This window comes from Anaerosalibacter bizertensis, assembly GCF_009696605.1.
GTDB lineage: Bacteria > Bacillota > Clostridia > Tissierellales > Sporanaerobacteraceae > Anaerosalibacter > Anaerosalibacter bizertensis.
The window spans coordinates 48003-61617 of the sequence record NZ_VULR01000008.1 but is presented as its reverse complement, the minus strand read 5'-3'; the positions used below and the strand labels follow the sequence as shown (position 1 = coordinate 61617).

Sequence of the window (13615 nt, the reverse complement as noted above, 5' to 3'; positions counted from 1 at the left end):
AAGAGTGCTTTTTTCAAAATTCTAGTTGTCTTTTCTTAGAAAACTCCATTTAGTTTCTGCTGTAATTATAGCTATTAGAACTATTAAACATCCGAAGAAAAGTTTTAGAGTAAACTCTTCTCCTAATAACAATACAGAAAATAAACTACCAAAAACAGATTCCATACTCAATATTATAGCTGTATGGGTAGATGATGTATATTTTTGGGCTACATTTTGAATCCCAAAAGCTATTAGAGTACTTACAACTGCTAAATACAACATGGAAAATATAATTTCATTGTTCATAGAACCCATATCCACTTTGAATACCAATGCTACTATTAAAGAAAAAACTGCTGCTGCTGCAAATTGAATTATAGTAAGTATAATAGGATCATGTTCTTTTGTAAAATATTCTATTGCAATTATATGACATGCAAAAAATACTGCACAAATCATTGTAAGTCCATCTCCTAAGCTTATAGACAAGCTTTCTTCAAGACTTAATAAACCTACCCCTATAAAACATAGAATAGCTGCTATAAATCCATAAATATCTGGTTTTTTCTTTGTAAGAGCCCAATATAAAAATGGAACCATTACAACATAACTTGCAGTTATAAAAGCTTGTTTACTTACAGTAGTGTACTTTAAGCCAATAGTCTGGGTAAGGAAAGCCAGAAATAAAAACACCCCAATAATACTTCCTGCTTTAATATCTTCCTTAGTTGTATTTTTAAATCTCTTCCAAAATACTAAGGCCATTAATACCGCTGATAGTGAAAACCTTAATACTAAAATATAGATAGGATGGATAAAGTCTAATGCATTTTTTATAACTATAAATCCACTTCCCCATATTATTGCTACTAAAAGTAAAGATAAATCTGCATATAGACTTTTCTTTTTAGTTGAAGTCTTCATTTAATTCCCCCTCTTATATTATTTTGTTTAATTATGTAAATATTGCTTATTTTTTAAAAGTTAATACCTGGCAATTCATCATCCACTTGTAGAAGATGGGAGAATTCTTGCCTAAAATAGGTTAAATACAATCTTATATTATATAATTGCAACATGTATGCCTAAATCTTAACAATCTCTTTTCTTCTGATAAAATGGCCCTTTTAAAGCTAAATAAAATATTTTCCTATATATTAAACCGCAAAATTTCAATCACCAGACTTTTACGTTTAGTATTGTAACCCTTAGATTCATTGAGATTTGCGTAGAAAATAGATGAAATATAAACCGCCACTTTTCCAGCAAACCAATGCAAATATATTTGCATTGGTTTATTTTATAGGATAAAAATATACAGTAGTTTATATAAACTACTGTATATTTTTTGTTTAAGCTTCTTTAGCTGTTTCTTTTCTCAAATCTTTAACTATTGGTTTATTTTCATCTAATGGTGCTAATGCAATACCTAAAAATCCATATAGCGCTGAAACAATAGGTGTAATAAGGCCTAAGAAATGGAACCTTCCATATTGAAACGCACTGATTCCTAATGTAGTTCTATAAACTCCACCACAAGTAGACCAAGGTACTAATCCTGATGTTAATGTACCAGCATCTTCTAATACTCTAGATAAATTTTTAGGATGTAGATTTAATTTTTCATATACAGGTCCATACATTTGTCCAGGTATTACAATAGCCATATATTGATCTGCTGCCATAAAGTTCATCGCTACACAAGCTATTACATTAGATAGCATAATTGAACCTCTAGTATGACAATGATTAAGTATTACTTCAAGTATATTGTCTAAACAACCTATTTTCTTTATTAAGCCACCAAAAGCCATAGCACACATTACTAGGGAAATGGTTTCCATCATCTCTAGAAGTCCACCTCTATTTAACAATGTATCTACCATTTCATTTCCTGTTGCTATTTCGAATCCATAGAATAAGTTATACAATACTTCACTGGCACCAGTTCCTTGTGCAAATGCAAATATAATCCCTATAGCTGTTCCACCAATCATTCCTGGTACTGCAGGTACTTTAAATATAATCATCAATATTACTGATATTGGCGGAATAAATATTAATGGTGTTATAGTAAAATTTGCATCTAATGCATTTAATATACCATTTATTTGAGCTGTATCTACTGATGTACCCTTATACCCTTGTCCTATTATACCAAATATAACTACGGATATTAAAAAACTAGGTACAGTAGTATAAAGCATATGTTTTATATGATCAAAAACATTTACTCCTGCAATTCCTGCTGCTAAGTTTGTACTATCAGATAATGGTGACATTTTGTCTCCAAAAGAAGCACCTGATACTACTGCTCCTGCTGTTATAGCTGGAGGAATTCCTAATCCTGCTCCTATACCCATTGCAGCTGTTCCCATAGTTCCTGCTGTACTCCATGCACTTCCTGTTGATACTGCAATTACTGCACATATTACTGGTAATAATAATAAAAACATACTTGGAGTAAATAATTGAAGACCATAATATATCATTCCAGGTACTACTCCACCAGACATCCAAACTCCTATTAAACATCCTACTATCATAATAATAAAATTTGCTTGCATAGTCATAGCATTTGAATCAATCATTGCTTGTTCCATTTCATCCCATGAATAACCTAAATATTTCCCAATAAATGCTGTAACTATACAGGCCATTATTAATGGTATTTGTGGCTCACTTCCAAGGCCAACTACTCCTATAAGCATGAAACAAATAAGACAAATAAAAGGTACTAACGATAAAGCTAAAGATGGTTTTTTAACTTTGTTCAAACTTTCCACTTATATTCTCCTTTCTCGTATATAGCTATTTTAAATTTTGCATAAATATTAATTGCTCTACTTGTTAAATTTTAAATTAAATCACCACCTATATATAAACTTAGAGAAATCAATATTTAAATTAAATATTAAAATATAAAATAATTTATTGATTATACACATTTAATTGCAATATCCGTGCCTAATTTTATTATTAAAAATTATATTAGTAAAATAGCTATATCACTGAGTTTGAAAGAGAAAATATTTTCCTGTTTTAAAATATTTAATTTTTTATTGCCAATATATTAACAATTATTGATTTTTCAGCATTTTTCTTTATAAAATATGTTTATTCTACATTTTCAATTTCATATTTTTTTATTTTATATTGGAGGGTCTGCCTTTTTATTTTTAGTAGTCTTGCTGCTTCTGAAACATTTCCATCAGCTCTATCTAATGCTTCTAAAATAAGTTCTTTTTCAACTGCTATAATTCTTTCTTCATAGCTCTTATCTTTATTAACTTTAAGAATTTTTTTCATCCTTTTTCTATTGTTTTCATTTATAATATATTTCGGTACATGCTTTATTTTTATTACATTTTCTCCACAATCCACTTTAAGATTGATCATTGATTGTATAATTACATTTTTTAATTCCCTTACATTGCCTACCCAAGGATAATTTACAAATAAGTGCCTAACTTCAGGAGATAATTTAATCGATTCCATATTTAAAAATTTAGCATTTTGATCTATAAAATACCTACTTAAGTACAATATATCTTCTTTCCTTTTTCTTAGTGGGGGAATTTCTACATAAATCTGAGATATTCTATAGAAAAGATCCTCTCTCAATTTCCCTTTATTTATTAATCCTAAAGGATCTCTATTTACATTAGCTATAACCCTTACATCTACTTTTATATCTTCTTTTCCTCCTAATCTTCTTACATAGCCTTCTTCTATTACCCTTAAAAGTTTGGCTTGAGGATAAACTGGAAGGGAATTTAATTCATCTAAAAAAATTGTTCCTCCATCTGCCATCTCAAATAAGCCTGGTTTACTTTCCGCTCCTGTATAAGCACCTTTCTCAGTTCCAAAAAATATAGATTCTAAAATATTTTCAGGTACAGCTGCACAGTTTTGCGCTATAAAAGGTTTGTTTTTTCTATAACTTGCATTGTGAATACTTTGAGCAAGTATTTCTTTACCCGTACCTGTCTCTCCAAATATTAGTACATTATAATCATATTTAGAAATAGCTTCTAATTTGTTTATATTTTCTTTCAATTCTATATTATTAGTTTTAAAATCTCCAAAGTTATAGTAATTAGCCCCTTTTTTCCCTTTACCCTTTTTAAGGCTAATATCTTTAGAGCTATACCATCTATTAAAGGTTTCATATAAACTACCTATTGAATCCATGTCTAATGCAAACTCAACTACTCCTTCTACTTTTCCATCTTTAATTATAGGAATATTAGTGACAATAGCATAAATTTGTTCTCCTTTGTTGTTTAAATAACTTTGTATATTATTGTATATAGGCCTACCGGTTTCAATGCATTTAAACATTGTACTATTCTCATAGTTAAAACTTGGAAAAATATCAAAAATAAATTCACCAATAACCTCTTGACTACTAAGTCCTTCTAACTTCTCAATGGCCTTATTATAATAAAGTATAGTCCCTCTGTAATCTATTACATCAATCCCTACATTGATATTATCAAAAATAATATCAAATAATTCTTCTTTTGAAACTGGAAATTCCTTTTTGGAATTATAATCTTTGATTTCTTCCATTTTCTCCCTCCCTTGATCTTATATCCGTTATAAATTATATTTATTTAGAAGAAAAACTTTATTTTGATATAAATAAGTTAATGTTTTATCAAAGATATGATGGCTTTTCTTGTTTTTTAATACATTTAAGTGGTTTTTTACAAGACTTTTATAGATGTGATTTATATAGAAAATAAATGGTTTTTTCCATAACTCTTGAGAAAAAATGATTTTAAGTTACTATATATTCTATTACAAATATAAATAAAATCAATGTTTAATACTCTTTTTAAAAAATTATTATAAATATAAAAATACAGTAGTTTCTATTTTAGAAACTACTGTATTTTTAGTTATTTATTGTATAATTATAAGTTTAATCATCTTTGAATGTTTCCATATTTACTTCGTCAATTTTTTATTTTATTCTATTTCTATTTGATTACCCTTAGATTTTTCAGATTCATCTTTTGGCAGTGTAATATATAAAATACCATCTTTAAATTTAGCTTTTATTTCATCTTCTTTTATATTATCTACATAGAAACTTCTTTGGAATCTCCCTCTTTTTATTTCTCTTCTAATATAATTTTCTTTTTCTTCTTTAATTTCTTCATCTCGTTCTACAGAAATTGTTAATAAATCATCTTTAAGTTCTAATTTTATATCTTTTTTATCAACACCTGGAATCTCTGCTTCTAAGATATATTCTTTATCATTTTCTTTAATATCTACTTTTATGCCTTCATTAGCCATTGATGTAAAACTTGGAAAACCTACACCATTGAAAAATTCCTTTACCATAGAATTAAACATTCGATCAATAGTATCCATAGCGTTGTAATCTTCTCTTCTACTAACTCCTCTGTTTCTATATGGTGTTAAGTCAAACATATATATGCACCTCCCACATTATATATTTATTTGACTTTCTTTGACCTTCCATGTATATTATATACATTTATCCTGTATTATGACAAATCCTCTATACGTTAATTATCATATGCTATTAATGATTTTATTTGAATATTTTATTTTATATCCATTTTTCTCATAATTTCTATTGTTTTTATAATTTTTTAATCATATACATTTCCAACTATTTCTTTCTCTGCAAATAGTCCTGTTCCTCCTCCTGTATGCCAAAATACCACTTTGCTTCCTTGAGGAATTATCCCACTCTTTACATAGTCTATAAGGCCTGACATAGCCTTTCCTGTATAAACTGGATCTAAAATAATACCTTCTTTTCTTGCAAAGTATTTTATAGCATTAGAAGCTTCTTCTGTAGGAATTTCATATCCTTCACCAACATAATTTGTATCCACTTTTACACTATCTCTAGATATAGTTTCATTTACACCCAATAACTTTAATGCATCATTTGCTAAACCTACTACTCTTTCCTTATACTCTTCCCCTTTTGGACTAGCTGCTATTCCAATTACATTTGTATCGGAATCAAGTAAACTAATACCTGCCAATATTCCTGCCAATGTACCTCCGCTACCTGCTGTAACAAATAAATAGTCTATATCTCCCACATGGTTCTCTTCTAATTGAATATATAGTTCTAAAAGTCCCTTAATAAATCCTAATGTTCCTACTGGTGTCGAACCGCCTACTGGTATTTCGTAACAAAACTTTCCTTCAGATTCTAATTCTTTAATCCTTTCTTTAGCCTTCTCATGTGCAATTTTTTCCCCTTCTGCTTCTGTCATTCCACCTTCTAATTCTATTATATTGGTTTCTGCACCAAGAACTTTATCTAATAGAAGATTGCTTTTTAAGTTAGCCATATCTGGAGATACTAGGGCTAATAAATAAAGTATACAATTTAGACCTAATTTATTACATGCTGTAGCCGTCTGCATTGCGTGATTTGATTGGGTAGCCCCATGAGTAATTATATAGCTTGATCCTTTGTCAATAGCATCTCCTAATAAAAATTCTAATTTTCTGATTTTATTTCCTCCAAAAACACTAGGTCCAGTAATATCGTCCCTCTTCAAATATAGTTCTACTCCTAACTCTTCAGAAATTTTATTTACTTTATATATTGGAGTTGGAAAATATCCTAACTGGGCTTGAGATATACTTTCAAATAATTTTTGCTTTTCTAAAACTCTTTCTTTATTCATAAAATCCGCACCTTCTTTTTAATTAATTTAATTAATTAGACATTATATCTCTATTCTATCACTTTATTGGAAAATATTCTAATTATGAATTTCTTCCACTTTATTATTTTCTTCTTTAAGACCTGTTTTAATCTCCCAATGAATAACAAAAGTTAATATAACTCTTAACACAACTACTGCTGAAAGTATTATAAATTCATCTAATGTTCTAATAATAACTGTTTTCAAAATTTCTGCTGCCAATTTAAACTCTAAGCTTAATGCTAACCCCTTTGCCAGTTCAATTTTTAAGCTCTCATCATTGAAATCAAATTTGTTTTTTATAAATTTTATAAAAGTTTTTAAAGAAGCAAATACTATTATAAGAACACCTATAGTTTCTAATGTACCTGTTATATAAGGTATTATTTTTTCTAAAAATATTTCTATTGCCAATTTTATCTCTCCCTTTATTAATTTAGACCTTTTTCATCCAAGTTCTATTATAACAAAAAAATAGTAAAAATATATTTATTAGAAAATAAAAAGTTGTCAAAACTATTTAAATAGTTTTGACAACTTTTTATTCAATAATTCTATTCAGTATATTCTCTAGCCGTTTCTTCCCCCTTTAACACCCTAAGAGTGCCATAGGCTAAAGATTCCATTTCATTTTCTCCAGGCATAACTTCAACTGGTGCTATAAATTTTACCCGTTTTTTAATCCATGAAACCATCATATGAGAATATGCAATTCCTCCTGTTAAAATAATTGCATCTACTTCTCCATCTACTACTGTAGCAAGTTCACCTATTCCCTTGGCCACTTGATAAGCCATCGCTTCATATATTATCCTTGCTTTTTCATCTCCATCTTTAATCATTTTTTCTACTTCTCTAGCATCAACTGTATTAAGATAAGCCCTTAATCCACCATTTCCTCTCAATTTTTTTTGCATAGTTTTTTTATCATATTTACCTGAAAAACACAAATTTATAAGCTCTCTACAAGGCACCCTGCCAGCTCTTTCAGGTGAGAAGGGTCCTTCATCATCTGAAATTATATCTACTATACGTCCCTTTTCATGGACATTTAAAGATACTCCTCCACCTAAATGAGCAACTATAAAATTCATGTCTTGATACCTTTTGCCATACTTTTTAGCTACCTTCATAGCCGTTGCCCTAGTATTTAAAACATGGCAGGTACTTGTTCTTGGTATATCCGGCATACCAGATATACGTGCTATATCCTTCAACTCATCTGTTCTCACTGAATCATATATATAGGCCTTAACTCCAGCCATTTTTGCTATCTCATAAGCAATAGGAGCCCCTAAGTTTGAAGCGTGTTCCATTACCGGTCTATTTGAAAGAACATCAATCATTGCTTCATTTACTGTATAAGCTCCTGATTTTACTGTAGGAAGCATACCACCTCTTCCTACAACAGCTGATAAATCATCTATGTCATATCCATTTTCCTTTAAAAAAGATATAATCAAATCCTTCCTCATTTCAAATTGATCTATGGTTTTATCATATTTTTCTATTTCATCAATAGGGTGTTCCAGCGTTTTAGTAAAAATCTCTTTTTCATCATCATATAAAGCTATTTTTGTGGAAGTTGAGCCTGGATTAATAGCTAATATTTTATAGCCCATCTACCATACTCCTCTCTACTGTATTAGTTTCTATTTATTTAATATATCTTTTAACTCAGTTAAAAATTTCTCTGTCTGTTCTACTGTTCCAGTACTAACCCTTAGCCAATTATCCCAGCCCCATAGATATCCTGGCCTTATTATTACTCCCCTTTTCATTAATTCTTCAAAAACTGTTTTTGAATGCATATCCACATCAACAAATATAAAATTTGCATTAGATTTTACATATTCTAAATTCCACTCGTCAAATAATTTTTCCATCATATTCAATGATTTATAGTTCATTTCAACTGTTTTATCCACATGTTCTTGATCCTCTAAAGCTCCTAATGCGGCAACTTGAGCAAGCCTATTAACATTAAATGTACCTTTAACCTTGCCCATTTCTGTAGCAATCTCTTTTGATGTAAGTACAAACCCTACACGTACTGCTGCTATTCCCGTAACCTTTGAGAAGGTCCTTAAAATTATGGTATTTGGTCTTTTCTTCAATATATCTAAAGTTTCTGGATAATCTGGATTAACCTTTGCATAGTCATAATATGCTTCATCAAATATTAAGACAATATCTTCCGGAACATTTTCAACTAAATATTCAATTTCATCCTTTGGCATTATATTACCTAGAGGATTGTTAGGATTACATACATATATTAGCTTAGTGTTTTCGTTTATATTTTCAATAAATCCTTTAAAATCCTGTTTATAATCTTTAAGAGGAACCTTTACTGGAACCCCTCCCATATGTAGCACTGTATTAGCATATATGCCAAATGTGGTCTTAGCCATAATAGCTTCATCGCCAGGATTTATAAATGTCTGAGCAATTACTTGTAATATTTGCTCTCCTCCATTTCCAACAACTATATTATCACTGTCTAATCCATATTTTTCAGCCAATCTTTTTCTTAACTCCATAGCAGAAGCATCAGGATAAATATTCATATTTTTTAATTCATTCTTTACAGCCTCTACAGCTTTTGGTGATGGTCCTAATTGGTTTTCATTGGAAGCTAATTTTATAACATCTGTCAATCCATATTCTTTTTTTACTTCTTCTATAGGTTTACCTGGAACATAAGGATTTAATTTGGCTAATTCTTTTTTAAATAAATCTTTTGACATTATACCATTCCCCTTTATTATTTATTCTAAATTACTACAATTAATCTTTTCATTGTTAAAATAATTGTTCAGCAAGAAAAATATACAAACTTGCTGAACAATCTATTTTGAAATTCCTTAGTTTATAATACGTTTGCTTCAGCTATTGCATTCATTCCAGCATTGAAAGCCTTTATATTTATATCAACAAATTTTTCTTTTACTGTTTTTCTTATAACATCTTCCCAGTCTATATCTGTTAATCCCATAGCTTTAACTAAGGCACCAAATAAAACAATATTCATAACTTTTGTATTCCCTAGATTTTCTGCAATTTTTGCTGCATCTATTATATTGGTATTTGCCTTGTCCTTGATTATATCTATAACTCCTTCAGGATAATCTTCTTTGCCCATAAGTATTGGAGCAGAAGGTATCTTGTAATCGTTTACCACAACTTTTCCATCAGGTTTTAGGTATTCTAACCATCTCAATGCTTCCATTGTTTCAAATGAAACTAATATATCTGCTTCTCCCTTGCCTATAATAGGAGAAAAAACCTTATTTCCAAATCTAACTTGAGTGGAAACGCTTCCACCTCTTTGAGCCATTCCATGAATTTCAGACATTTTTACATCATAACCCGCTTCAACAAGACCTTCTGATAAAACTTTACTTGCCAAGATTGTACCTTGACCACCTACTCCAACTAACAATATACTTTTTGTGTTATCCATTTTATTCACCTACCTTGCTTATTGCTTTTACAGGACATACCTGCATACAAACTTCACAACCTACACATTGTGACGCATCAATACTTGATTTCTTAATTGTCTTATCAAATTGAATTGCTGGACATCCAGTATTTACACACATTTTACAACCTATACACTTATCTTGATCTACTTCACATTTTCTAAAGTCATATTCAAATTCTTCTTTATCATATTTAGACAATACTTTAAGTGCACAAGGCCATCTTGAAATAATTACTGATGGTTCATCAAGTTCAAGTGCCCAGTCAAAAGTCTTTTTAAGCTCATCTAATTCTAATGGATTAACAGTCTTAACATTCTTTATTCCTAAAGCTTTAACTATATCTGGAATACTTGCCATATTAGTTTCTTCACCTTGAAGGGTATATCCTGTACCTGGGTTATCTTGATGACCTGTCATACCTGTTACCCTATTGTCAAGTATACAAGTAATAGTATTACTCTTGTTATAAACAACATCTAATAAACTAGTCATACCTGAATGGAAGAATGTAGAGTCACCTATAACACTGACTACTCTCTTATCTTTATTATATTTTTTATTAATCTTCTCAAAACCATGTCCTAAACTAACACTTGCACCCATACATATACAAGTATCCATTGCTTTTAATGGAGGTGCACCGCCTAGTGTATAGCATCCTATATCACCAGGTATCATTAGATCTTTTCTCTTACCTAGTTCATAGAAAAATGCTCTATGTGGACAACCTGCACAAAGAGTAGGTGGCCTATTTACAACAACAGATTCATCATATTCTATAGTCGGTTTTTCTTCTTCAAATAAAGATTTTTCAACAATTCCAGGATTAAGTTCCCATATATTAGTTATCCTTTCTTTACCTATACAATCAATACCAGCAGCTTTAATTTGTTCTTCCATAAATGGCTCTAACTCTTCTACTACATAAAGTGTTTCAACTTCATCAGCAAATTTCTTTATTTTTTCCATTGGAAGTGGGTATGTAAACCCTAATTTCAAGTATGAGGCTTTATCACCAAATACCTCTTTAGCATATTGGTATGCAACGCCAGCAGAAATAACTCCTATTTTTTTATCATTCCATTCAATATAATTTAATTCAGTTTCATTTGAGAATTTCTCTAATTCTTTAAGCTTTTTCTCCACTTTAACATGTAATTGTTGGGAAACTGCAGGTGCAGTATAGAACTTCTGCAAATCTCTTTTATAAGGTTTAATAGGAACTTCTTCCCTTTCACCAGTTTCCACTATAGATTTACTATGGCATATTCTAGTTGTTAGTCTCATCATAACTAATGTATCAAATCTTTCACTTATCTCTATTGCAGATTTAACCATATCCTTAGCTTCCTGGCTATTACTTGGTTCTACCATTGCTACTTTTGCAAACTTTGCATAATATCTATTGTCTTGCTCATTTTGAGATGAATGCAAACTAGGATCATCTGCATTTACCAAAATCATTCCCCCATTAATCCCTGTATATCCTATAGTGAAAAATGGATCTGCAGCAACATTTAATCCTACATGTTTCATTGTTACAAGTGATCTTGCTCCAGCAATAGAAGCACCTAAAGCAGATTCTACAGCAACTTTTTCATTTGGTGCCCATTCTGCTATTATTTCTTCCTTATAAGGAGCAATATTTTCCAATATTTCTGTACTTGGTGTTCCAGGATAAGCAGCAGCAAAATGAATACCAGCCTCATATGCTCCAAGGGCTACTGCTTCATTTCCTGTTAATAACTTTTTCATTTATTGTCCCCCTTTTTTTCTTTGCACATCTTATATTTTTTGAATAATTAGAAATAATTAATTATAAAATCAATTTTTTTCCTAGTATATCTCTATTAGAAATTCTAAAAAAATATTAATATTCATTCTGAAATTTTATTAATGCATTTTTTATACCAATATAGTTATTTATTATATCTTCCCTTTTTTATGTCTTATAACTTGTAAATTCTCATTTACAGATAGTTTACATAATAACTTAATAGTATCTATAAAACATAAATGGGTTAAAAGGTACCTTATATTTGTCCCATATAACCCATTTATATTTATTAAATACTCTTGTTGTTTAAGATTATATCTTTATTCCATCATTTCTATGTTTAAACTTACTATATAAGGTAAATAAAACACTTAACACTGTAGCTGGAACAATCCATGGAAATCCATTTTCATAAAGAGGTAATTTTTTTATTAATTTCATAGGTCCATTTAATATTTTAAATGTTTGGTTTAGATTTATAATAAAACTAACTATAAAAGCTCCTAAAACAGCACCTGTATAAGTAGTACCACTTGGAACATATTTATCGAATAATGTCATTAAAATTAAAACTATAATAACTGGATATATAGTAGATAAAACTGGAACTGCAACATTGATCAGACCTTCTACACCAAGTAATGATAAGAAAAGGCTGCATATTGTTACAGCAATAACCATTGATTTGTAGGAAATTTTACCTTCGCTTATATCATTGAAATAGTTTGCTGTAGTAGCAGTAAGACCTACTGAAGTAGTCAAACAAGCCAAAGATACGACAAGCGACATAGTAATTGCACCAGCAGAGCCAAAGATTTCATTTACTAATGCTAATAATAATTCAACTCTAGGCATATCAGGTTGAAATATAGAGCTTCCTGTAGCTCCTACATATGTAAGTCCACCATATATAAAAAGTAACAAAGCACCTGCAATTAATCCGGCCCTATTAGTCATATACTCTTGTTCTTTTCTATCTTTATATCCTCTAAAAGTTAAATCTGTCAACACTATACCTGCCATCAATGATGCTCCTAATGCATCCATAGTCTGATAACCTTCTTCAAAACCTATTAAGAAATAATTATTAGGTTTCGGTTCAGCTTTTGGTCCAATAGGATTTACTATACTCACAATTATTATAATAGTAAGTATAATTAATAATGCTGGAGTTAAATACTTTCCAATTCTATCAATTACATTATCTTGATTTACAGCTAATAAATAAGTAAGTACAAAAAATATTATAGATGTTACTATAAGTGGTATACTAGATAAATTAGGCCGTATAGCTATTTCATGTGTGGTCGCTGCAGTTCGTGGTATTGAAAACAAAGGTCCAACAACCAAAATAGAAATTGCACCTAAAGTTCTAGAAAAAGTAAGGCCTACCCTTTTTCCTAGGTCTTCAGCTTTCCCTCCTGCTTTAGATGTTGCAATAACGCCAAGAATTGGTAAAACAGGATCTGTAAGTAAAAATCCAAATGCTGCTAAAACCCAATGTTTTCCCGACATAACACCTAAACTAGGTGGAAAAATTAGATTACCAGCTCCAAAAAAAATTGCGAATAGTGCAAAACCTACTATAAAAATATCTTTTCTCTTCTTCGACAACTATTTTCACTCTCCTTTTCCATTATATTAGCATC

General features: G+C 30.0%; 11 protein-coding genes. All 11 read right to left on the bottom strand.

Annotated features, from left to right (window positions below; genetic code table 11):
- Positions 1-21: 21 nt before the first annotated feature.
- Positions 22-906, bottom strand: coding sequence for a DMT family transporter (locus FYJ27_RS07045; RefSeq protein ID WP_154484149.1), 885 nt, complete (start codon positions 904-906; stop codon positions 22-24).
- A gap of 428 nt (positions 907-1334) precedes the next feature.
- A complete protein-coding gene (gene nhaC / locus FYJ27_RS07040; protein ID WP_326831054.1) occupies positions 1335-2768 on the bottom strand; it encodes a Na+/H+ antiporter NhaC in 1434 nt (477 codons plus the stop codon).
- A 331-nt stretch (positions 2769-3099) separates the two neighbouring features.
- Positions 3100-4557, bottom strand: coding sequence for a sigma-54 interaction domain-containing protein (locus FYJ27_RS07035; protein ID WP_154484148.1), 1458 nt, complete (start codon positions 4555-4557; stop codon positions 3100-3102).
- A 402-nt stretch (positions 4558-4959) separates the two neighbouring features.
- Positions 4960-5430 carry an Hsp20/alpha crystallin family protein gene (locus tag FYJ27_RS07030; protein WP_154484147.1) on the bottom strand — a complete coding sequence of 157 codons (471 nt, stop codon included), beginning with the start codon at positions 5428-5430 and terminating at the stop codon, positions 4960-4962.
- 185 nt (positions 5431-5615) lie between these two features.
- Positions 5616-6677: a 1-aminocyclopropane-1-carboxylate deaminase/D-cysteine desulfhydrase gene (locus FYJ27_RS07025; protein WP_154484146.1), complete on the bottom strand. Its 1062-nt coding sequence runs from the start codon at positions 6675-6677 to the stop codon at positions 5616-5618.
- A gap of 78 nt (positions 6678-6755) precedes the next feature.
- Positions 6756-7112 (bottom strand): DUF1622 domain-containing protein, encoded by a 357-nt coding sequence (locus FYJ27_RS07020; protein WP_154484145.1) that lies wholly within the window; start codon positions 7110-7112, stop codon positions 6756-6758.
- A gap of 140 nt (positions 7113-7252) precedes the next feature.
- Positions 7253-8320, bottom strand: a complete 1068-nt coding sequence (gene buk / locus FYJ27_RS07015) for a butyrate kinase (protein WP_154484144.1) — start codon at positions 8318-8320, stop codon at positions 7253-7255.
- A gap of 30 nt (positions 8321-8350) precedes the next feature.
- Complete coding sequence (gene hisC / locus FYJ27_RS07010) at positions 8351-9448, bottom strand: histidinol-phosphate transaminase (RefSeq protein ID WP_154484143.1); 1098 nt, start codon at positions 9446-9448, stop codon at positions 8351-8353.
- A gap of 122 nt (positions 9449-9570) precedes the next feature.
- A complete protein-coding gene (locus FYJ27_RS07005) occupies positions 9571-10164 on the bottom strand; it encodes an indolepyruvate oxidoreductase subunit beta (RefSeq protein ID WP_154484142.1) in 594 nt (197 codons plus the stop codon).
- A 1-nt stretch (position 10165) separates the two neighbouring features.
- Positions 10166-11944, bottom strand: coding sequence for an indolepyruvate ferredoxin oxidoreductase subunit alpha (iorA, locus tag FYJ27_RS07000; protein ID WP_154484141.1), 1779 nt, complete (start codon positions 11942-11944; stop codon positions 10166-10168).
- A gap of 334 nt (positions 11945-12278) precedes the next feature.
- Positions 12279-13580 (bottom strand): branched-chain amino acid transport system II carrier protein, encoded by a 1302-nt coding sequence (gene brnQ, locus FYJ27_RS06995; RefSeq protein WP_154484140.1) that lies wholly within the window; start codon positions 13578-13580, stop codon positions 12279-12281.
- Between the last annotated feature and the right edge of the window lie 35 nt (positions 13581-13615).